This window comes from Methylophaga marina, assembly GCF_030296755.1.
In the GTDB taxonomy this organism is placed as follows: Bacteria; Pseudomonadota; Gammaproteobacteria; order Nitrosococcales; family Methylophagaceae; genus Methylophaga; species Methylophaga marina.
In genome coordinates, this window is the sequence record NZ_AP027741.1 from 1,800,001 (window position 1) to 1,820,790 (window position 20,790).

Consider the following 20,790-nt stretch of genomic DNA (forward strand, 5'->3'; position numbering starts at 1 on the left):
TAGAGGAGCGTTGTGTAAGTCTGTGAAGGTGTGTTGAGAAGCATGCTGGAGATATCACAAGTGCGAATGCTGACATGAGTAACGATAAAGGGGGTGAGAGGCCCCCTCGCCGAAAATCCAAGGTTTCCTGCTCAACGTTAATCGGAGCAGGGTGAGTCGGCCCCTAAGGTGAGGCAGAAATGCGTAATCGATGGGAAACAGGTTAATATTCCTGTACTTGTTATTACTGCGATGGGATGACGGAGAAGGTTAGGTCAGCCAACTGTTGGATATGTTGGTTTAACTGCGTAGGCGTGCTGAATAGGAAAATCCGTTTGGCTTAGCTGAGACAGGACGACGAGTGCCATTAGGCGCGAAGTGATTGATACCCAGCTTCCAGGAAAAGTCTCTAAGCTTCAGGTAATAACGAACCGTACCCCAAACCGACACAGGTGGATGGGATGAGAATTCTAAGGCGCTTGAGAGAACTCTGGTGAAGGAACTAGGCAAAATAGCACCGTAACTTCGGGAGAAGGTGTGCCCCTGTTAGGTGAAGTGACTTGCTCACGGAGCTGAAGGGGGTTGCAATGACCAGGTGGCTGCGACTGTTTATTAAAAACACAGCACTCTGCAAACTCGAAAGAGGACGTATAGGGTGTGACGCCTGCCCGGTGCTGGAAGGTTAATTGATGATGTTAGTTTAGGCGAAGCATTTGATCGAAGCCCCAGTAAACGGCGGCCGTAACTATAACGGTCCTAAGGTAGCGAAATTCCTTGTCGGGTAAGTTCCGACCTGCACGAATGGCGTAACGATGGCCACACTGTCTCCACCAGAGACTCAGTGAAATTGAAATTGCGGTTAAGATGCCGTATACCCGCGGCTAGACGGAAAGACCCCGTGAACCTTTACTACAGCTTTGCACTGAACTTTGAACCTACTTGTGTAGGATAGGTGGGAGACGTTGAAGCGATGACGCTAGTTATCGTGGAGTCAACCTTGAAATACCACCCTGGTATGTTTGGAGTTCTAACCTACGCCCATTATCTGGGCGAGGGACAGTGTATGGTGGGTAGTTTGACTGGGGCGGTCTCCTCCCAAATTGTAACGGAGGAGCACGAAGGTACACTAAGCATGGTCGGACATCATGCGGTTAGTGCAATGGCAAAAGTGTGCTTGACTGCGAGACAGACACGTCGAGCAGGTACGAAAGTAGGTCATAGTGATCCGGTGGTTCTGAATGGAAGGGCCATCGCTCAACGGATAAAAGGTACTCCGGGGATAACAGGCTGATACCGCCCAAGAGTTCACATCGACGGCGGTGTTTGGCACCTCGATGTCGGCTCATCACATCCTGGGGCTGTAGCCGGTCCCAAGGGTATGGCTGTTCGCCATTTAAAGTGGTACGCGAGCTGGGTTTAGAACGTCGTGAGACAGTTCGGTCCCTATCTGCCGTGGGCGTTTGAGAATTGAGAGGAGCTGCTCCTAGTACGAGAGGACCGGAGTGGACGTACCCCTGGTGTTCGGGTTGTTGTGCCAACAGCATTGCCCGGTAGCTATGTACGGACGGGATAACCGCTGAAAGCATCTAAGCGGGAAGCCCCCTCAAGATAAGTTCTCACTGGGATTTAATCCCCTGAAGGGCCGTGGAAGACTACCACGTTGATAGGCTGGGTGTGGAAGTGCAGTAATGTATGGAGCTAACCAGTACTAATTGCCCGTGAGGCTTGACCATATAACCCCAAGGGAACTTGGGGAGTTGCGAATTCTTTACGCAATATCTTGTTACCGATTTCCGAGAGTCAGTTTAGAACTGACTATGCCAGTTATGCCTGGCGGCCATAGCGAGTTGGCCCCACCTGATCCCATCCCGAACTCAGAAGTGAAACGACTTAGCGCCGATGATAGTGTGGGAGTTCCCATGTGAAAGTAGGTCACTGCCAGGCTTTAATATAAAAAAGCCCATCCAATCGGATGGGCTTTTTTTATATCTAAAACCCTGACATGACTTCTCTTGACTCAGGGAGCAGCCCATGTGACATTTTTGTCAGGAACAAAAATGGACAGCGATAGCTGCCCGAAGGGTGAAGTGCAGGGAGGCACTTCATCAAAGTAGGTCACCGATAACGGCTCCTGTGTTATCGGCATACATGACATCCGTGTAAATAACTGCCAGGCTTTAATACAAAAAAAAACCAGTCGACATCTGTCGTCTGGTTTTTTTTTATCTAATGTTTAGACCGTGACCAACTTGAACGAAGTGACCGCCAATCGCTCCTGCATTGGCGACATACCGCCATCCATGGACATAACAAAAACATCAGGAATGTTTTGGATGAGCGAAGGAAGTCGCGCCGCGATTTGCACCAGGGATGGGGCACACAAAGTAGGTCACCGATAACTGCTCCTACGTTATCGGCATACATGACATCCATGCATATAACGCCCATACATACTCTAGTTCACAGTTCTTAAGCTCTACACTGAGCGAATTTTACTACTTTGTTCGTTATATGCGAATCCAAATCTGAATAGACTTAGTGGCTGCCCAAAGCGTATGGCGGCGGCTTTAAATTAGCCGCCGGAAGAGGCAGAACTGAAGTCAGATTGCTGAAGACATTCATGTACTATCTGTAAAATGTACCCATGCGCCTTAATGCAGTATGCGTTAGAGGTGCTTTATACCAAGACTTAATCGATAATAATGCTGAGAATTAGATACTGAAATCGCGTATAGACGGTATATCGAGCAAGAAAGATGGAACATTTAAAAAAAAATTAAGCATACTGAGACAGACATGTAGAGCTGTCTCTGATGCCTCAGACCGTATTGTCAATTGGTTATGATAAAGCTATCTTCGGCGTGAAAATATTCTTTCATTTATTAACTAGCTGATAATTAGCCTCAGTAAATCTTGGCGAGCAAATGGCTAAAAATATCAGATCACAACCGCCGTTATTAGTAATGCGTTGTGGTGTTAGTGGTGGAATAATGACGATATCCCCTGCAGATACAAGTTCTGCTTGATTATCTCCTAGTTCGACTAATCCTTCCCCTTCTAAAATGACATAACGTTCTCTTGTCGCGTTTAAACGATGCCATTGTGTCGTGACGCCTGGACAAACTCTGGCTTGAGCTATTGATACATCAGAGTCATGTGAATCATTAGAAAGTTCGTTTATATAGCACCCTTCAAAAAAGAAATACTCTTTCTCTCGTGAGTAACGATGTATTGTGGGAGTTGTCATTTAACTGTCAGATCTCAAATCAATTTCTCAGAGTAGATGCTGGCTCAATGTCCATGGAGAAAATCATGCTGGATATATTCTAACGAACTCAGAGAAGTTTAAAACATATATATCCATGCTATTGACCAACAAAATGTTGATTCGATAACTAGAAATGATTATTTGATTAATCCGCGAGTGCAGCCAACAGTAAAGAATCTCAATTAAGAGCCTTAAGAAAATAAATTCCAAATGATGAGAAAAGGGTGGCTATCAAAATCTCTCCCCTACTATTAACCTAATAACATTACTGTAGTTAGATGAATGAAGTTGCTTTGGCTATTTTTAGAATCTTATTGACCTGCTAGCCAATCATCATCGGAGCCTTCATTCATTCCTTCAAACAGATACGTTGATAAATAGCGTTCACCTGTATCCGGGAGCATTGCTAGAATTGTACTTCCAGGCTTTGCAGTTTCAGCTACTTTCATCGCGGTAGCTAAAGTGCCACCACATGATAGGCCAACAAAAATCCCTTCTTCACTTGCTAAACGGTGCGCCCAAGTTTTAGCTTCATCGTCTGTGACTGAGTACAGTTCGTCATAAACATTTCGATTTAATACATCAGGAATAAAATCAGGTGTCCAACCTTGGATTTTGTGCGGAGCCCAGTCATTACCGGCTAACATCGAAGCGGCAGCCGGCTCTGTTGCAATTATTTTGGTCTCTGGGCGAGCGGCTTTGATGATTTCACCGGCTCCAGTAAGTGTTCCACCTGTCCCCCAACCTGAAACCCAATAATCGAGAGGCTTACCAGCAAAGTCAGAGAGTATCTCCGGACCAGTTGTGTTGCGATGATAAGCCGGATTAGCTGGATTTTCGAACTGTTTAGCCAAAAACCAACCATATGTCTCAGCAAGTTCTTCAGCTTTTCTTACCATGCCTTTGCCGCTCTCTGCGGCTGGTGTCAGGATGACCTTTGCGCCTAAAGCACGCATAATTTTGCGTCTTTCTACTGAAAAGGTTTCTACCATCGTTGCGACAAAAGGATAACCTTTTGCTGCGCATACCATAGCGAGCGCAATACCAGTATTGCCTGATGTTGCTTCAACTACTGTTTGACCAGGTTTTAATACGCCACGTTTTTCAGCATCGTCTATAATCGCGTATGCTAAACGGTCTTTAACAGAACCCATCGGGTTGAAGGACTCAACCTTTACATACATATTCACATGATCTGGGGCGATATTATTTAATTTAACAACAGGTGTGTTGCCTATCGTATCGAGTATGCTGTTATATATCATATTATGTATTCGCTTCGTTAACTTATTGATATCGCTTTTTACTATAAGTCAGCTGCGGTGCTTTTATAGTAAATTATTTTCATAGCCATCAATTATCGCTTGAGCCGCTTCAATGTTATCTCGCTCGACAAAGACATGAGCAAAATCTGTAGCTGGGAGATCACCAACCGCGCCTTGTAGGAAGTGTCCGCCAACATGACATTCAATTTCGTGACTTTTTAATAAACCTGCGACTATGTGAGCCTCAAGAATATTATTAGCGCGAAATACTAGTTGCATTCGTTTTGTCTCCAATTAATATTGAGACTGGCACTCAGTTTAAAAAAAACAATGTGGTAAACGTTATTTTGTCGTTACATGTATTTGTTGTTTTGTGGATTGTTTAGCGGGTTTTTTGCTGTTTTCGATATTTGATGATGTCTGCAGAGCTCGTAATATATTTTGTCGTGTGATGGAGCCCACTAAGCGGTTATCTTTTATCACCGGCAAACATTTGTATGCCGTTGATAAAAAGGTTTGTGCTATTTCGATGATAGAGTCTTCAACATCTGCTGTGGCACATTCAGAGTTCATGAATTCTCCGACTTGACCTGCTGCTTCACCTTGATATGCCGCATTAAGAGCAACTTGCATACAATCTTTTTCTGATAAGAAACCGATGAGGTTGCCATGATGATCAATGACCGGTGCACCGGATAGTTTAAATTCTACAAGTTGGTTAATTGCACGAAGTATGTCCATATCTGGCGTGAAGGTAATTTTAGTACCATTCATGTAATCTTTAACTTTCAACGGTGCTAACATGTTTACCTCCTCAAATAGGTGCTATTTTTGCTGTGCTTTTCGCTTTTCGCATGCTTCTTTTTCCTGAGCAGAACATGCGCCACCACAACTTCCGCTCAATCCAACTTGATTTAGACCGCCACAACTACCTTTGATCGCTGAACGACCGAATAGTACACCTATTGCCATTGCAGCAGTGATAATCAGTAGTAATACAAATGCGGCGATAAAAGTTGTCATCTAACCTCCAAAGTCATCCAAGAAGATGTTTTCACGTTCAACACCTAAATCTTCAAGCATATTAATGACTGCAGCATTCATCATTGGTGGACCACACATATAGAACTCACAGTCCTCAGGTGCTGGGTGATCCTTCAAATAGTTTTCATACAGCACGTTATGGATAAAGCCAGTGTACCCCTGCCAATTATCTTCTGGCAATGGATCGGATAAGGCCACATTCCAAGTGAAGTTTTCATTCTCTGCAGCCAGCTCATCAAAGTCTTCGGTATAGAACATCTCACGTAAACTGCGGGCACCATACCAGAAGCTGATCTTACGATCGGTTTTAATTCTGCGAAGCTGATCGAAAATATGTGAACGCATAGGTGCCATACCCGCACCACCACCAATAAAGACCATTTCCTTGTCAGTGTCTTTTGCAAAGAACTCACCGAATGGTCCTGATATGGTTACCTTATCACCTGGTTTTAAATTGAAGATATAAGATGACATTTGACCTGGTGGAATATCATCGTTATCAGGTGGTGGAGAAGCTATCCGAACGTTCAGCATAATGATGCCTTTCTCTTCAGGATAGTTCGCCATTGAATAAGCACGTACAACGTCTTCTTTTACTACAGACTTATACCGCCACATATCAAAGCGATCCCAGTCACCCCGGTAATCACCTTCTACATCGAAGCTTTTATATTCAACCGTATGAGGAGGGCACTCAATTTGAATAAATCCTCCTGCACGGAAATTAACATCTTCACCTGTAGGCAGTTCAAGAACAAGCTCTTTGATAAAGGTTGCTACGTTATGATTAGAGCGGACAGTACATTCCCATTTTTTGACACCGAAAACTTCTTCGGGCACTTCAATTTTCATGTTCTGTTTAACCGCTACTTGGCAGGATAAACGGTCACCTTCAGCGGCTTCACGCTTAGTAATGTGTGACTCTTCTGTCGGAAGGATTGAGCCACCACCTTCAAAAATTTTGACCTTACACTGTCCGCAAGTACCACCGCCACCGCAAGCTGAAGATACAAATAGATCTGCATCAGCGAGTGCGCCTAGTAATTTGCTACCCGCTTTTGTCTTGATGGTTTTTTCATCATTGATGACGATTTCAATATCACCCGTTGAGACTAATCGTGAGCGTGCTCCTAGTATCAAAAATACTAAGGCCATGATGATAAGGGTAAATAGTACGATGCCGAGTACGATTTCCATTACAATTGAATCCCAGAAAATGCCATAAAACCAAGTGCCATAAGTCCTGCGGTAATAAACGTAATGCCCAAACCTTGCAGTCCATCAGGTACATCTGAATATTTGAGTTTCTCACGTATGCCAGCGATAGCTGTAATAGCCATGGCCCAGCCGAGACCACTACCTACCCCGTATACAGCACTTTCAGATAGATTGTAGTCACGTTCAACCATGAATAGGGTTCCCCCAAGAATCGCGCAGTTCACAGTGATTAATGGTAAGAAAATACCTAGCGCGTTATACAGGGCGGGGGCATATTTATCCATGGCCATTTCGAGGATTTGTACCATGGCAGCGATAACGCCGATGTAGCTGATGAGCCCAAGGAAGCTTAAGTCAACATCTGGTAAGCCTGCCCAAGCCAGTGCGCCATCCTTGAGTAGATATTGGTAAATTAAGTTATTTGCCGGTACGGTAATCGTCTGAACCATGATGACAGCGATACCAAGCCCTAGTGCTGTTTCAATCTTTTTTGATACAGCAAGGAATGTACACATCCCTAAAAAGAAGGATAGAGCCAGGTTCTCAATAAAAATTGAGCGTACGAATAGGCTAAGATAATGTTCCATCTACAATACCTCCGTACGATGAACTTGATGGATTTGATAGTCGGGAGCTTCAACTTGCTCTTTCTTCCAGCTACGAACAGCCCAAATCAGTAGGCCAATAACAAAGAAAGCACTAGGCGGCAGCAACATAAGACCATTTGGGATATACCAACCACCGTCATTGGCCACTGGGATCACTTGATAGCCAAATAATTTACCGGCGCCCAAGAGCTCACGGAAGAATGCCACCAACATCAAAATAAGACTGTAGCCTAAGCCGTTACCGATGCCATCCAAAAAGCTTAGCATCGGTGGATTTTTCATTGCATATGCTTCTGCACGACCTAATACAATACAGTTAGTGATGATTAAGCCAACAAAAACAGACAACTGTTTACTCGCTTCAAAAGCGTAGGCTTTGAGTATCTGATCCACAATAATCACCAGTGAAGCGATGATGGTCATCTGGACGATGATTCGAATACTACCAGGAATATGTTTACGGATAGCACTGATACAGGCACCTGAGAAAGCTGTTACTGTTGTCAAAGCCAATGACATAATGAGTGCAGACATCATGTTAGTGGTAACAGCTAATGCAGAGCAGATACCCAGTACCTGAAGTGTAATTGGATTGTTATCAATGAGAGGATCGATAACATTATTTTTTGCTTGGCTTGCCATAAGTTATTTCCCCAATTCCGAATGCATGTTTTTCAGGTAAGGTCCAAAACCTTGGTCACCTAACCAGAATTGTAGAAGGTTGGTGACACCATTACTGGTCAATGTCGCACCAGATAAGCCATCAACTTTATATTCTGCATCAGGTGTACTAGGCTCAACATGCCCACGAATGACGCGTATTTCTACATTACCTTCTTCATCAAAAACTTTCTTGCCAATCCATTGAGCGCGCCATTTAGGGTTGTCAACTTCACCGCCAAGACCGGGTGTTTCAGCATGTTGATAGAAGCGTAAACCACGAATAGTGTTGAAGTCACTCTCCAGAGCTAAAAAGCCATATAACGTTGACCATAAACCATAGCCGTGAACAGGCAGCACCACTTGTTGAATATTGTCACCATCTTTCAGAATATATACAGGTGCGTACTTAGCGCGACGACCAATGCCGGCAATATCATCCTTGTCATCAATATTAATGCTCATTTGCGGGTCAGCTGATGCCGCACGTTGGTCATAACTAACGGGATCGATATCCTTGTCAGCATAATTACCTGTATCTAGATCAATCAATTTCACTTCAAACTGACTGAACAATTCATCAACGCTACCAGACTGATCATTTAAGCCTGTGACAGCAAGAATATTCTTTTTGATGTCAGCTTTCTTATTATCATCTTGTATCGGCCGTAAGTATACGGCCGCTGTAGATACCAGGACTGAACAAACCAGACATAACAGAATAGCGATAAAGAGTGTTTTTTTCGGATCATCATTAGGCAAATTTAATAACCCACCTAATAATCCTTTTTTTGTATTAGTTTCAGCCATGATGTTAACTTCGCTTCAATCTGCGTTTGATATTGGCCTGAACAACAAAATAGTCGATCAGGGGGCGAAAATATTGCCAAATAATATGGCCAGCATAATACCTTCTGGGAAGGCTGGGTTCACGACACGAATCATAATCGCCATAAAACCAATCAATGCCCCATATATCCATCGGCCTTTATTTGTCATTGCCGCTGAGACAGGGTCTGTTGCCATAAAGACCATACCAAAAGCAAGGCCGCCCATCGTTAAATGCCAGTACCACGGTACACTAAACATAGGGTTTGTATCACTGCCTATTAGATTAAATAATAGGGTTGTAGCAAACATACCCAAAAATACGCCGAGAATAATCCTAAAATTGGCTACACGGGTATAGATGAGAAAAGCAGCACCGATCAAAATAGCGAGAGTTGATGTTTCCCCTAATGAGCCAGGCATAATGCCAAAGAAGGTTTGAGACCAGCTATAGCCTGCTGACTCAACAGCATCGATGCCACCTGATGCTGCTAGTGCTAATGGGGTCGCACCAGTATAGCCATCGACTGCAGTCCATACTGCGTCACCTGACATAGCTGCAGGATAGGCAAAGTACAGGAATGCACGGCCTGTTAATGCGGGGTTGAGGAAGTTTTTACCCGTACCACCGAATACTTCTTTACCCAAAACGACACCAAAAATGATACCGAGTGCGACCATCCATAACGGTGTTGAAGGTGGAAGTGTGAGGGTGTACAGCATGGAACTGACTAAGAAACCTTCATTGACTTCATGATTCCTGACTGCTGCAAAGATGACCTCAAAAACACCCCCAGCAACGAGTGTGGTGATGTACATGGGTAAAAAGTAAAGCAGCCCGTGGAACATATTAGCGAATAGACTATTGGGATCGTAGGCAATGCCTAACGAGCTCATTATCCAATTACGCCAGCCATCTAAGTCTGTCATGCCCATCTGTGTAATTGCGTTGTTGGCTTGAAAACCTGTATTCCAGAGCATCAATAACAACACAGGGAACGTGGCTACAACAACATAGCTCATTACCCGCTTGAGATCGATAGCATCACGGACGTGAGGAGAGCCTCTTGTTACATCAGCGGGTGAATAAATAAACGTATCCACCATCTCATATAACGCGAAATACTTTTCGTATGGGCCGCCTTTCTGAAATTGTGGCTCGATACGATCAAGAAAACGTCTTAAGCGTGCCATCAACTATCCTTCTATCTCAATTTGTGTCAAATTCGTTCTAAGTGCTGGGCCATAGTCATATTTACCTGAACAGACAAAGGAACATAATGACAAATCTTCTTCGTCGAGTTCCAAACAGCCCAGCTGTTGTGCTGTATCAGTGTCTTTAACCAGCAAAGAGCGCAGTAACTGTGTCGGCAAAATATCCAGTGGCATGACTCGTTCAAAAACACCTACTGGAACCATCGCACGGGGACTGCCATTTTGTGATGTCGTTAAAGGGACATCTTTTTGACGAAAAATGCTCGAAAAGAAAACATTAAGCGAAGAAAATTTGCCTTTACCACCGGGACGAATCCAACCGAGTAACTCACGCTCAACACTTTCAGCAATCACTGAGATTTGATTATGAAAACGGCCTAGATAGGCTGCCCAGTTGTTAGCCGTATGGCCATGCAACACAGAACCAGAAATGATACGAGACTGAATATTCTGAACTTCACCAAACACTAAGTCCTGGGTGCTAGCTCCCAGACGTGTGCGAATTAGGCGAGGCTTGTTTACCAGTGGTCCGGCAAAAGAAACAACGCGCTCAACCCAGAGGCGTCCAGTTGTGAAAAGCTTACCAATGGCGATGACATCTTGATAACCGATAGTCCACACTGATTTGCTAGCGCTGACCGGTTCAAGGAAATGAATGTGTGTACCCGCTAAACCTGCTGGGTGGGGACCAGAAAAAGTATGAACTTCGATATTATTTTTCTGATTGACTGGAAGGGCTGTGTCTGGAGCCTGGCAGACATAGACTTTTCCTTCTGTCAGTTGACTGAGAATCGTTAAACCATGTTTAAACTCTTCAGCATATTCGCTAATGATAATACTGGGATCAGCGGCAAGAGGGTTGGTATCAATGGCCGTGACAAAAATCGCATCAGGGACAGCTTCAACAGCTGGGGAGCGGCTGTATGGACGTGTGCGGAATGCTAGCCATAAACCTGAGTCAATCAAGTTTTTTGTGATATCTGCACGCTTTAGATTATCGAGATTGTTAGCATCATATTGTTCGAAAGTGATTTCATCATCACCCTCTAACTCAATTACCACTGATTGTAATGCTCGTTTCGCACCACGATTGATGGCTTTTACGATGCCTGCTCCGGGGAGGTAAATTGAACACCTGGGTTCTTTTTATCAGTGAATAATGGCTGTCCGAGTTTAACTTTCTGGCCTTCTTCCACCATCATCGTAGGTTTCATACCTACATATTCATTACCCAATATGGCTACTGAATTGACTTTATTGCCATCGTAGATAGTTTGTTCGGGTTTCCCCGAGATGGGCAAATCTAGCCCTTTCTTAATCGAGAAATGCATACTTCACCTGATCAGGAGACAACGGACGTACCTGCTATCTGTGTTACGTTAAATTCCCAGCTTGTAAGTATAAGTATTGTTTCCGATGAAAGAAAGCAGAAATCCCGATAAATATCAGCTTAAATCATTCACCTGCTTGAATGCGATCAGATTCTTTCAGCCATCTATAGGCAAGAACGAACCCTAAGAAGCTAAACATGCTAGCAATTAAAAATGTCCATATGGCGCCAGGGCTATCCCACATATAACCGCTGAATAAGCTGCCAATCACACCACCGGCACCAAAGCTGGCACTGCTATATAAGGCTTGTCCTCTTCCTTGTGTCGGTCCTGTGAAATGCCGATGAACCCAAGCAATTGCAGATGCATGAAAACTACCATAACTTGCAGCATGTAATAATTGAGCGAGAATTAGCACAGTAAGGTTTTGCGGAAAGAGGGCTATCAAGAGCCAACGCAGTGTCGTAAGTAAGAGACTAGCCATGAAGACATTACGGAGTCCGAACTTGGGAAGCCAACGATGCATCACCAGAAATATGGCCACTTCAGCTAAAACACCGAGCGCCCATAATTGTCCAATCAAGCTGCTACTGTAATCATACTGCTCAAGGTAAATGGTATAGAAGGTGTAGTAGGGGCCATGACTTGCTTGCATCAATAAGCAAACCAGCAAAAAAGCAATCACGCTGGGTCTTTTTAATAAGGTTCTTAACGACGTTGTTTGGTGATGAGCGGTCTTTGCTGATTCCGGTACTGTAAGGCTAAATAACCAGATACCAATGATACTGAAGAACAGCGCTGTAGGAACAATGTCAGGTTCAAAATGCTCTAGTAAATTGCCTAAAATCACGACAATGGTGATAAAGCCAATTGACCCCCATAAACGCACTTTACTGTAATAATGACTATCTTCACCGAGATGTTGCAGTGTAGTGACTTCAACTTGGGGTAATGATGCATTCCAGAAGAAGCTGAATAGCATCAAAATTATGGCTACGGCAAGGTATGATTGCTCGATGAATATAGCCGAAAATACGATGATGGTGGCAAAGCTAGCGAGTCTTACAATACGCATTCGGCGATCGTAATGGTCTGCTATCCATCCCCAAATATTGGGAGCGATAATTCTTGAGCCCATCAAGATCGCAGTCAGCTCACCAATTTGACTCGGACTAAATCCTTCCCATTTTAGATATAGACTCCAGTAGGGGACTAAGATCCCCAGACAGGCAAAATAGAAGAAGTAAAAGCCGGACAGGCGCCAGTATGGCAATTGGGATAAAGGCACCTGAACGATTTATGCTTGACTTGGAATGATCGGCGTATCAGTTACGACATCCATATTTTGTGCACGATGACGTAAAACGTGATCCATCAGAACTAGTGCCAACATTGCTTCTGCAATAGGCGTGGCTCGAATACCGACGCAAGGATCATGGCGACCTTTAGTCACAACTTCAATCGCATTTCCTTGAGTATCAATACTACGACCAGGCAAACGTAAACTAGAAGTTGGCTTTAAAGCAATACTGACAAGTAAATCCTGACCACTAGTGATGCCACCTAAGGTGCCACCTGCATGATTACTGAGAAACCCATCAGCTGTGATTTCATCCCGATGTTCAGTCCCTTTTTGAGTAACGGAATCAAAGCCAGCGCCGATCTCAACACCCTTGACTGCATTGATACTCATCATCGCATGGGCGATGTCGGCATCAATACGATCAAATATGGGTTCGCCCAAACCAACAGGAACATGACGAGCCACAACATTAATTCTGGCTCCAACTGAGTTGCCTTCTTTACGTAAGGCATCCATATAGTTTTCGAGTTCAGATTCTTTATCTGGATCAGGTGAAAAAAGGCACTTTTTTCAACATGTGACCAGTCTAATGTATCGACTTTTATCGGTCCCAGTTGTGATAAATACGCCTGTATTTCAATGCCATAACGTTCTCGAAGGTATTTTTTGGCAATACCGCCGGCAGCGACACGCATGGCAGTTTCTCGTGCCGATGAACGTCCACCGCCACGATAATCACGCACGCCGTATTTTTGGTGATAAGTGTAATCCGCATGCGCTGGTCTGAACTGATGCATGATGTTGCCGTAATCTTTGGATCGTTGATCAACGTTTTCAATCAACATTCCAATAGGTGTACCTGTTGTTTTGCCTTCAAATACACCAGATAGAATCTTAACTTGGTCAGGCTCACGGCGTTGTGTTTCATGGCGCGATTTACCTGGGCGCCGACGGTCTAAATCTCTTTGGAGATCCGCTTCTGTGAGTTCAAGTCCTGGAGGACAACCATCTACGATACATCCTAAAGCTTGTCCATGACTCTCACCAAAAGTGGTCACAGTGAAGAGTTTTCCAAAGGTATTACCTGACATATCTCATTCCGATTGGCATTAAGGTTAAACAATAAATAATTTGGCAAAGCCTAAAAAGGCGACAAAGCCAACAACGTCTGTAACGGTCGTTAGCAAAACACTGCCAGACAGGGCCGGATCGATACCAATTCGCTTCAGCCCCAGTGGTATGGTGACCCCAGCTAGTGCGGCTGCGACTAAATTAATAACGATGGCGCTCCCTATAAGCAGGCCCAAAGACAGGCTATTAAACCAGATCACAGTCACTACTGCGATAGCCGTCGCCCATATCAAACCATTGGTGGCGCCTACTAACATTTCTTTGCGCAACAGCCAGCGCTCATTTTTGCTGTTCAACTGACCTAATGCCATCGAGCGAATAACGAGTGTTAATGTTTGACTACCGGCTATCCCCCCATGCTGGCAACGATTGGCATAAGAACAGCCAGCGCGACTTGTTTTTGGATAGTTGTTTCAAACAGACCAATTACCCATGAGGCAAGAAAAGCTGTAATTAAGTTAACAGCGAGCCAGATGGAGCGGCGATTGACGCTTTTTTCACTGTTGCGAAAGTATCTTCATCTTCGCCTAAGCCCGCCATGCTTAACATGGAGTGCTCTGCTTCATCACGAATAACGTCTACAACGTCATCAATCGTGATACGACCAAGTAGACGGTTATCTTTATCTACCACTGGTGCAGAAATCAGGTCATGTTTTTCAAATCGTCTTGCCACATCACGATCAGTCATATTTGCTGGAATAGGATCCACTTGATGTGACATGACTTCACTGACCAATAATGAGCGACTTCGACTGACAACCTGAGAGAGCCTTAACGTGCCAAGGTAGTGATCATTGTGGTCAACCACGTATAAGCTGTCGGTATTTTCCGGTAACTCACCGAGCATACGTAAATAACGTAAAACGACTTCTAAGGTGATATCCGTCCTGACGGTGGTGACGTCGGTGTTCATCAAACCACCGGCGCTATCCTCGTCATAGGCTAAAACGGCTTCAACACGACGCCTGTGTTGAATGTCCATCGCACGTAATATTTCATGCACAACATGATCGGGGAGATCCTGCAGAATATCGGCGATATCGTCTGTATCAAGGTCTTCGGTGGCATTGATGAGATCGGCCGTGTCCATATCCGTCATCAGATCGGTACGGACTTCTTCACCAATATAGGATAGAACCTCACCACGCAGATCGGGATTAATCAGGGGCCAGCAGATTTTTCTTTCGTTAGGTGGTAAAGATTCAAGTAAATGAGCTGTTTCTGCCGGATGCAGGCCCGCCAGTAAACGACGCATTCTGACAAAACGTCCGCTTTGCAATGCATCGGATAAAGCATTGATTGATTGATTAAGGGCGTGGTCGTGGTCCAGCTCAGACATATCCAGTTCTCAACGGTGGAGGTGTTTAGGATTGTGATTAGGCTTTATTTTAGCTTGCTTAGCCTTTACTGGATAGCGTGAGATAGCTTGTGGCTAATGAAATACTCTGATTTGGTGAGATTTTTTCCTATCAAAATCATTCATTACAGCCTTGCTAATGTTTATTACCTTCTAACTTAGTGACTGGGGCCATTAATATCTTCTAATAACAAATCAAGGGCTAAGGGGTCAGTTGTATTCATGATATCCAATGTGTTGAGTGGTAATTCACTCAAATTGGTTTCATTTATCACCTGTTTCACTTCAAGTATGGCATTGGGATGCATACTGAAGTTTTCCAAGCCCATGGCAAGTAAGAGTCTGGTATAGCGTGGATCACCAGCCATTTCACCACACATAGATACATCGACATTGTGCTGTTTACCCGCTTGCAGCGTCATATAGATTAGTCGTAATACAGCAGGGTGCAGCGGGTCGTAAAGGTAGTTGACGTGATCATCTATACGGTCGATGGCAAGTGTATATTGGATGAGATCATTGGTACCAATCGAGAGAAAGTCGACATGCTGTGCGAAAATTTCGGCACAGACTGCGCTCGCTGGCACTTCAATCATCGCCCCCACCTCAATGTGATGATCGTATTCGAGGTGTTCTTTATCTAATTCTTGCTTGCACTGTTCCAATAGGTTTTTTGCCTGCAATAGTTCATTCACCGTCGATATCATCGGGAACATGATTTTGATTTTGCCATAGGCCGAGGCGCGCAAAATGGCTCTTAATTGTGTACGAAACATGGTTGGTTGAGTCAAACATAGACGAATCGCACGCATGCCCAGTGCCGGATTGGTCACAACCGTCTGGTTCAGGTTGCGTCCACCATCGACTGTTTTATCTGCGCCAAGGTCAAAGGTACGTATGGTGACTGGCTGATTATTCATACCTTCAACCACATCACGGTATGCTGACAATTGCTCTTCCTCCTCAGGAGGGGACAACCGGTTCATGTATAAGAACTCAGTACGGTAAAGCCCTATACCTTGAGCGCCGGCACTACTGATAGTGGTGACATCCTCTGGCAATTCGGCATTAGCTAATAGTGTGACGGATTTGCCATCACGTGTTTTAGTGGGTTGAGATTTATATCGACTGAGTGAGGAGATATGCTCACGGAAAGCAATCAATCTGCCTTCATATTCAAATTGGGTGCGTTCATCTGCCCCCAATAGCATCACACCTGTCTCGCCATCGACAATCAGTGGTTCGTTATCCTGTACATAGCGTCGGACTGACTCAACACCTACGATGGCTGGAATACCTAAACTTCTCGCTAAGATAGTTGTGTGAGATGTCGCGCCACCGTGTTCGGTGACAAAAGCCACAATTCCCTGATGTTGCATCAGTACGGTATCTGCCGGGGTCAGATCTTCGGCGATAATGATGTGGCCCTTGAGCCGGCCATCAGGAATTTCGTGATCAGCGACTTCTTGATCTGCCAGAATACGATGAATACGGTTGACCACATGATCCACATCATCACGGCGTGTACGGAGATAAGGATCGTCCATTTCATTAAAGACATTGATCAAAGCGTCACGCTGTAATTGCAAAGCCCATTCGGCATTACAACGGCGCTGACGGATCATGTCGACCGGAATCTTATTCAGCGAAGAGTCGCTTAACATTAATAGATGTGTATCAATGAAAGAAGTGACATCAGCTGGGGCATTTGCTGGAATATGATTACGAATGGATTTTAATTGTTGTTTTGCTTGATCAATGGCATCAAGAAAACGATCCACTTCCTGTTCAATAGCAAAAGCCGGTATGAGATATTCACGAACATCTGGTTGATTATGAAAAAGAATATGGGCACGGCCCATAGCAATGCCACGAGAGACGCCAATACCTTGCAACTCAAGTGTCATTCACCTTCTCCAAAATAATCATTTATCAGGGTATCCAAGGAGGCTAATGCTTGTTCCGCATCTGCACCTTCTGCAGTGACTGTGATTTCAGAGCCTTTTGCGGCTGCCAGCATCATTACACCCATAATGCTTTTTCCATTCACCGTTCTGTTTTCTCTTGAGACGGTAATGTCTGCTTGGTGAGCTGATGCCGTTGTGACGAATTTAGCTGCAGCTCTGGCATGCAACCCTAGTTTATTAATTATTGTGAATGTTTTTGTCATCATTTTCTTGAGTAGCCTGTGTGATGACAGCGAACCACGCCTTCTTGTCCACCACTTAACGCTTTTATTTCGAGCTCTTCTAAATTAAGGGCTGGGTAATTCAAAACACGTATCAGCATAGGAAGGTTGAGACCCGAGACCACCCGGATATCTGTTCTATCAGATACGGCGCACGCTATATTACTAGGCGTTGAACCGAACATGTCAGTCAGTATGAGGATACCGTGACCTTGATCAAGTTTTTTAAGTCTTCATCCATTTCTAATCGAATGGCTTCCGGATTATCTTTGGTTTCGATAGAAATGACTTTCGTCGGAAGAGGGCAGCAAGATAACATTTGACGAGCGGTATTGATGAGCTCTGTACCGATGTTATTGTGCGAAACGAGTAAAACGCCTACGGTCATATTAGTTCTCTATAAAAACAGCCATGGCTGTAGATAGACAAATTGGCTCTGCCTCTGTCTTTAAACGATAATGAATGTAATAGATATACGACATGTCATCAAGTTAATGTGAAATGCTCATTGCTGAATTTGCTGTTGTTGCCGGTATTTTAGCTGTTCATTCGCATTATTTGTCATTCTTTGCATTTTTAACCAGGTCAGCAACCGTATACTGAGCGAGGATGGATTTGATAATGACAAGTGTAGCATTGGTGTAGCTATGCCCAGAATCTGTTCCTCACTCTGGTTTCCTTCAAGTTGACTCTCTTGCTTTAATGTCTCATGCAGGTTTAGCTGAAAGTGTAATGGGCAGGTATCCAGCACGTGCGCGCTGCCAAAATGTTGCCTGATATTGATTGTGCCGAGCTCTCTTGTATTGAGGAGATCTTTCAGTATGGACGGTGCAGTCGCTATCAATTCATGTTTGTGACGATGAATATCAACCACATCATCAGCAACAAATTGATGACCTTCACTAATCAGTTGAAGAGCCAGACTGCTTTTGCCTATGCCTGGTGGGCCTTTGATGAGAACACCTAAACCATCAACACAGACCATCACTCCATGAAGTGAGAGGTGTTGGCTAGTTTGAGGCACGATTAATCTTCGTCGATGGAGAGCAGTAACTCAAAAATCTGTTCTGCGCTATTTGCATTGCGCAGTTTCTGGCAGATTTCCGGATCGCGAAATAAAGTCACGAGGCGTGACAAATGTTGTAGGTGATGGTCGGTATCTTCTTCAGGCACGAGTAAACCAAAAGCAATATCGATAGGTTGGTTGTCAACGGATTCAAAAGGAACGGGTGTTTCGAGTGTGAGCATAGCGGCGATGGTATGAGTCAGTCCGGGGACTCGGGCGTGAGGTATAGCCACGCCTTTGCCCAGACCTGTACTGCCTAGTCTTTCTCGTTCTAATAACACCTGAAATATTTTTTCTGCTGTTGTCGCATTCGTATTACTGGCTAACTTCTGACTTAAGTTTTCCAGTACTTTCTTTTTGCTCGTAGCATTGTCATGAAAGCTGATACTGTCAGCGTTAACCAATAATGCGGCAATTAGCATAAAAAAGAATCTCTTATTAGTTGACGTTGTGCTTCATTTCAGCACCGACTGACTGATGATGATCGGTGATTTTATCTTTGTGTTTAATGATTTGACGGTCCAGCTTGGCAACCAGATTCTCAATAGCAGAATACATGTTTTCATTTTCATCTGAGGCGAACAAGTCTGCGCCGCTGACATGAACAGTCGCTTCCGCTTTCTGACGTTGTTTTTCTACTGATAACACAACATGAACATTGGTCATGTGATCAAAATGGCGAGTCAGTTTTTCGAATTTTTTGTTGACGTGATCGCGTAAGCTGTCAGTGATTTCGATATGTTGTCCGCTTAAATTTAACTGCATAATGTTGGACTCCTTTTGAGTGATGATAACTGGTTTTACACCAGTCGTTTACGCTCATTCGATGGCGCAATTGCCAACGTTTCACGATATTTTGCAATTGTTCGTCTGGCGACATTGATACCTTGTTCTCCGAGGATATCGGCAATTTTACTGTCGCTCAATGGTTTTCGTGGATTTTCAGCTGCAACCAGTTTTTTGATGATAGCGCGAATCGCTGTAGCTGAACATTCTCCGCCGGCCTCAGTACTGACATGGCTGGAGAAAAAGTATTTCAGTTCAAAAATTCCGCGAGGTGTATGTAAGTATTTGCGCGTTGTGACCCTGGAAATCGTTGATTCGTGCATTTCCACAGCTTCAGCAATATCTGCCAATACCAGCGGTTTCATCGCTTCTTCACCAAAATCGAGAAAGTCTTTTTGTCTGTCAATAATCGCTTCGGTGACTTTTAATAAGGTTTCGTTGCGGCTTTGTAAGCTTTTCAGAAACCAGCGTGCTTCCTGCAGATTGTTTTTCAGATAGGTATTTTCGGCGCTGTTATCAGCCCGATTGATCAGTTGCGCGTAGTGTTCAGCTATTTGCAAGCGTGGGGCATTATCAGGATTAAGAGATAAGACCCACTGACCTTTTGATTTTCTGGCGTACACGTCTGGAACGATATATTCCGTTGTATCTGTCTGGATTTGACTGCCGGGACGCGGGTTTAAAAGCTGGATAGAGCGAACCAATTCGGTCAATTCATCATCCGACACTTTCAAAGCACGCTTAATTTGGGCGTAGTCGCGTTTAGCCAATGTATCCAGATGTTTATCAATTAACTCTCTCATCAGATCAATATGAGGTAGACCTGAGGCTTCATACACCCGAAGTTGAATCAGTAAACACTCGCGTAAGTCTCTGGCTGCTACGCCTACGGGATCAAAATGTTGAATACGGTGAAGCACAGTCTCGATTTCATCTAACTCTATTTCAGCAAATTCTTCACCTAAGCTTGCTTGGATATCGTCGAGAGAAGTTTTCAGGTAGCCATCATCTTCAATTGAATCAATAATGATAGTCGCGATAGCTTCTTCGATTTCAGTGAAATGAGTCAGTCGCATTTGCCAAAGCAGGTGTTGCTGTAGCGAGTCAGTGCTCTCGTCCTGATTCTCGCGTTCCATATCACCGTCATGAATAACATTGCTGTTACTGGTACTGACGGGTTGATAATCGTAGGTATCTTCCCACTGACTATCTACAGGAAGATCTTCGGGAATATTCTGATTGTCGAGCTCACTGATTTCGCGACTGGTCTGATCTTCGGTGTTTGATTTGCGTGCGTTCTCGTCAACTTCAAAGTCTTCTTCAACTTCGAGCAAAGGGTTGGTTTCGAGTGCTTCCTGAATTTCTGTTTGTAACTCAAGCGAAGACAATTGCAGCAAACGAATGGCTTGCTGTAATTGCGGAGTCATTGACAGACTCTGGCCTACACGCAGCTGTAATGAGGGTTTCACGAGAATTCTTTATGTGTTTTGACGACCATGTAAATATGTTACCGCAAGTCTTATGCCATTGCCTACAGCTAC

The 20,790-nt window shown here is 44.2% G+C and carries 20 protein-coding genes, 2 rRNA genes and 3 pseudogenes (1 of these 25 only partly in view); 2 read left to right on the plus strand and 23 right to left on the minus strand.

From position 1 onward, the window contains the following. Together QUE24_RS09235 and rrf are read left to right on the plus strand one after the other, a co-directional pair. Nucleotides 1-1,712 (plus strand): 23S ribosomal RNA (locus QUE24_RS09235) (it extends 1,183 nt beyond the left edge of the window). A gap of 96 nt (nucleotides 1,713-1,808) precedes the next feature. Continuing rightward, nucleotides 1,809-1,923: ribosomal RNA gene (gene rrf, locus QUE24_RS09240) — 5S ribosomal RNA — on the plus strand. 931 nt (nucleotides 1,924-2,854) lie between these two features. On the opposite strand, the gene QUE24_RS09245 is transcribed toward rrf, so the two are convergent. From QUE24_RS09245 to QUE24_RS09355, 23 genes and pseudogenes are all read right to left on the minus strand, one after another. After that, the gene (locus tag QUE24_RS09245) at nucleotides 2,855-3,226 is read right to left on the minus strand and encodes a cupin domain-containing protein (protein WP_286303553.1); all 372 of its coding nucleotides are present in this window, start codon (nucleotides 3,224-3,226) and stop codon (nucleotides 2,855-2,857) included. 332 nt (nucleotides 3,227-3,558) lie between these two features. Then, complete coding sequence (gene cysK, locus QUE24_RS09250; RefSeq protein ID WP_286303554.1) at nucleotides 3,559-4,512, minus strand: cysteine synthase A; 954 nt, start codon at nucleotides 4,510-4,512, stop codon at nucleotides 3,559-3,561. Nucleotides 4,513-4,575: 63 nt separating this feature from the next. Continuing rightward, entirely contained in the window at nucleotides 4,576-4,791 is a 216-nt protein-coding gene (locus QUE24_RS09255) for a putative signal transducing protein (protein WP_286303555.1), read from the minus strand. Nucleotides 4,792-4,854: 63 nt separating this feature from the next. After that, nucleotides 4,855-5,316 carry a CBS domain-containing protein gene (locus QUE24_RS09260; RefSeq protein WP_286303556.1) on the minus strand — a complete coding sequence of 154 codons (462 nt, stop codon included), beginning with the start codon at nucleotides 5,314-5,316 and terminating at the stop codon, nucleotides 4,855-4,857. 21 nt (nucleotides 5,317-5,337) lie between these two features. Beyond that, the gene (gene nqrM, locus QUE24_RS09265; RefSeq protein WP_286303557.1) at nucleotides 5,338-5,535 is read right to left on the minus strand and encodes a (Na+)-NQR maturation NqrM; all 198 of its coding nucleotides are present in this window, start codon (nucleotides 5,533-5,535) and stop codon (nucleotides 5,338-5,340) included. Then, complete coding sequence (gene nqrF / locus QUE24_RS09270; protein ID WP_286303558.1) at nucleotides 5,536-6,753, minus strand: NADH:ubiquinone reductase (Na(+)-transporting) subunit F; 1,218 nt, start codon at nucleotides 6,751-6,753, stop codon at nucleotides 5,536-5,538. It abuts the gene before it with no gap. Continuing rightward, nucleotides 6,753-7,361 carry an NADH:ubiquinone reductase (Na(+)-transporting) subunit E gene (gene nqrE, locus QUE24_RS09275; protein ID WP_286303559.1) on the minus strand — a complete coding sequence of 203 codons (609 nt, stop codon included), beginning with the start codon at nucleotides 7,359-7,361 and terminating at the stop codon, nucleotides 6,753-6,755. The genes nqrF and nqrE overlap by 1 nt, the downstream gene beginning before the upstream one ends. Then, nucleotides 7,362-8,024, minus strand: a complete 663-nt coding sequence (locus QUE24_RS09280) for an NADH:ubiquinone reductase (Na(+)-transporting) subunit D (protein WP_286303560.1) — start codon at nucleotides 8,022-8,024, stop codon at nucleotides 7,362-7,364. A gap of 3 nt (nucleotides 8,025-8,027) precedes the next feature. Next, nucleotides 8,028-8,852, minus strand: coding sequence for a Na(+)-translocating NADH-quinone reductase subunit C (locus tag QUE24_RS09285; protein WP_286303561.1), 825 nt, complete (start codon nucleotides 8,850-8,852; stop codon nucleotides 8,028-8,030). 4 nt (nucleotides 8,853-8,856) lie between these two features. After that, nucleotides 8,857-10,064 (minus strand): annotated as a pseudogene (locus tag QUE24_RS09290) (NADH:ubiquinone reductase (Na(+)-transporting) subunit B). Nucleotides 10,065-10,067: 3 nt separating this feature from the next. Next, nucleotides 10,068-11,416: pseudogene (locus tag QUE24_RS09295) on the minus strand (Na(+)-translocating NADH-quinone reductase subunit A). A 124-nt stretch (nucleotides 11,417-11,540) separates the two neighbouring features. Continuing rightward, nucleotides 11,541-12,704: an MFS transporter gene (locus tag QUE24_RS09300; RefSeq protein WP_286303562.1), complete on the minus strand. Its 1,164-nt coding sequence runs from the start codon at nucleotides 12,702-12,704 to the stop codon at nucleotides 11,541-11,543. Nucleotides 12,705-12,713: 9 nt separating this feature from the next. Continuing rightward, nucleotides 12,714-13,810: pseudogene (gene aroC / locus QUE24_RS09305) on the minus strand (chorismate synthase). 24 nt (nucleotides 13,811-13,834) lie between these two features. After that, a complete protein-coding gene (locus QUE24_RS09310; protein ID WP_286303563.1) occupies nucleotides 13,835-14,161 on the minus strand; it encodes a magnesium transporter in 327 nt (108 codons plus the stop codon). A gap of 142 nt (nucleotides 14,162-14,303) precedes the next feature. After that, nucleotides 14,304-15,191, minus strand: a complete 888-nt coding sequence (locus tag QUE24_RS09315) for a magnesium transporter (protein ID WP_286303564.1) — start codon at nucleotides 15,189-15,191, stop codon at nucleotides 14,304-14,306. Nucleotides 15,192-15,367: 176 nt separating this feature from the next. Further along, nucleotides 15,368-17,116 carry a phosphoenolpyruvate--protein phosphotransferase gene (gene ptsP, locus QUE24_RS09320; protein WP_286303565.1) on the minus strand — a complete coding sequence of 583 codons (1,749 nt, stop codon included), beginning with the start codon at nucleotides 17,114-17,116 and terminating at the stop codon, nucleotides 15,368-15,370. After that, nucleotides 17,113-17,382, minus strand: a complete 270-nt coding sequence (locus tag QUE24_RS09325) for an HPr family phosphocarrier protein (protein WP_286303566.1) — start codon at nucleotides 17,380-17,382, stop codon at nucleotides 17,113-17,115. The genes ptsP and QUE24_RS09325 overlap by 4 nt, the downstream gene beginning before the upstream one ends. After that, the gene (locus tag QUE24_RS09330; RefSeq protein ID WP_286303568.1) at nucleotides 17,379-17,582 is read right to left on the minus strand and encodes a PTS sugar transporter subunit IIA; all 204 of its coding nucleotides are present in this window, start codon (nucleotides 17,580-17,582) and stop codon (nucleotides 17,379-17,381) included. Before QUE24_RS09330 ends, QUE24_RS09325 begins: the two co-directional genes overlap by 4 nt. Nucleotides 17,583-17,587: 5 nt before the next feature. Continuing rightward, entirely contained in the window at nucleotides 17,588-17,785 is a 198-nt protein-coding gene (locus QUE24_RS09335; RefSeq protein ID WP_286303569.1) for a hypothetical protein, read from the minus strand. Between the two features lie 117 nt (nucleotides 17,786-17,902). After that, complete coding sequence (locus QUE24_RS09340; RefSeq protein ID WP_286303570.1) at nucleotides 17,903-18,421, minus strand: HPr kinase/phosphorylase; 519 nt, start codon at nucleotides 18,419-18,421, stop codon at nucleotides 17,903-17,905. A 2-nt stretch (nucleotides 18,422-18,423) separates the two neighbouring features. Next, nucleotides 18,424-18,885 (minus strand): PTS sugar transporter subunit IIA, encoded by a 462-nt coding sequence (locus QUE24_RS09345; RefSeq protein WP_286303571.1) that lies wholly within the window; start codon nucleotides 18,883-18,885, stop codon nucleotides 18,424-18,426. 16 nt (nucleotides 18,886-18,901) lie between these two features. Beyond that, nucleotides 18,902-19,228 (minus strand): ribosome hibernation-promoting factor, HPF/YfiA family, encoded by a 327-nt coding sequence (gene hpf / locus QUE24_RS09350; RefSeq protein ID WP_286303572.1) that lies wholly within the window; start codon nucleotides 19,226-19,228, stop codon nucleotides 18,902-18,904. 35 nt (nucleotides 19,229-19,263) lie between these two features. Continuing rightward, nucleotides 19,264-20,718 (minus strand): RNA polymerase factor sigma-54, encoded by a 1,455-nt coding sequence (locus tag QUE24_RS09355; protein ID WP_286303573.1) that lies wholly within the window; start codon nucleotides 20,716-20,718, stop codon nucleotides 19,264-19,266. Nucleotides 20,719-20,790 lie beyond the last annotated feature (72 nt).

What these genes read in the sequence shown, in the direction of transcription:
- QUE24_RS09245 (WP_286303553.1), bottom strand. Translation starts at nt 3,226, where the DNA reads ATGACAACTCCCACAATACATCGTTACTCACGAGAGAAAGAGTATTTC.
- cysK (WP_286303554.1), bottom strand. Translation starts at nt 4,512, where the DNA reads ATGATATATAACAGCATACTCGATACGATAGGCAACACACCTGTTGTT.
- QUE24_RS09255 (WP_286303555.1), bottom strand. Translation starts at nt 4,791, where the DNA reads ATGCAACTAGTATTTCGCGCTAATAATATTCTTGAGGCTCACATAGTC.
- QUE24_RS09260 (WP_286303556.1), bottom strand. Translation starts at nt 5,316, where the DNA reads ATGTTAGCACCGTTGAAAGTTAAAGATTACATGAATGGTACTAAAATT.
- nqrM (WP_286303557.1), bottom strand. Translation starts at nt 5,535, where the DNA reads ATGACAACTTTTATCGCCGCATTTGTATTACTACTGATTATCACTGCT.
- nqrF (WP_286303558.1), bottom strand. Translation starts at nt 6,753, where the DNA reads ATGGAAATCGTACTCGGCATCGTACTATTTACCCTTATCATCATGGCC.
- nqrE (WP_286303559.1), bottom strand. Translation starts at nt 7,361, where the DNA reads ATGGAACATTATCTTAGCCTATTCGTACGCTCAATTTTTATTGAGAAC.
- QUE24_RS09280 (WP_286303560.1), bottom strand. Translation starts at nt 8,024, where the DNA reads ATGGCAAGCCAAGCAAAAAATAATGTTATCGATCCTCTCATTGATAAC.
- QUE24_RS09285 (WP_286303561.1), bottom strand. Translation starts at nt 8,852, where the DNA reads ATGGCTGAAACTAATACAAAAAAAGGATTATTAGGTGGGTTATTAAAT.
- QUE24_RS09310 (WP_286303563.1), bottom strand. Translation starts at nt 14,161, where the DNA reads ATGGCATTAGGTCAGTTGAACAGCAAAAATGAGCGCTGGCTGTTGCGC.
- QUE24_RS09315 (WP_286303564.1), bottom strand. Translation starts at nt 15,191, where the DNA reads ATGTCTGAGCTGGACCACGACCACGCCCTTAATCAATCAATCAATGCT.
- ptsP (WP_286303565.1), bottom strand. Translation starts at nt 17,116, where the DNA reads ATGACACTTGAGTTGCAAGGTATTGGCGTCTCTCGTGGCATTGCTATG.
- QUE24_RS09325 (WP_286303566.1), bottom strand. Translation starts at nt 17,382, where the DNA reads ATGATGACAAAAACATTCACAATAATTAATAAACTAGGGTTGCATGCC.
- QUE24_RS09330 (WP_286303568.1), bottom strand. Translation starts at nt 17,582, where the DNA reads ATGTTCGGTTCAACGCCTAGTAATATAGCGTGCGCCGTATCTGATAGA.
- QUE24_RS09335 (WP_286303569.1), bottom strand. Translation starts at nt 17,785, where the DNA reads ATGACCGTAGGCGTTTTACTCGTTTCGCACAATAACATCGGTACAGAG.
- QUE24_RS09345 (WP_286303571.1), bottom strand. Translation starts at nt 18,885, where the DNA reads ATGCTAATTGCCGCATTATTGGTTAACGCTGACAGTATCAGCTTTCAT.
- hpf (WP_286303572.1), bottom strand. Translation starts at nt 19,228, where the DNA reads ATGCAGTTAAATTTAAGCGGACAACATATCGAAATCACTGACAGCTTA.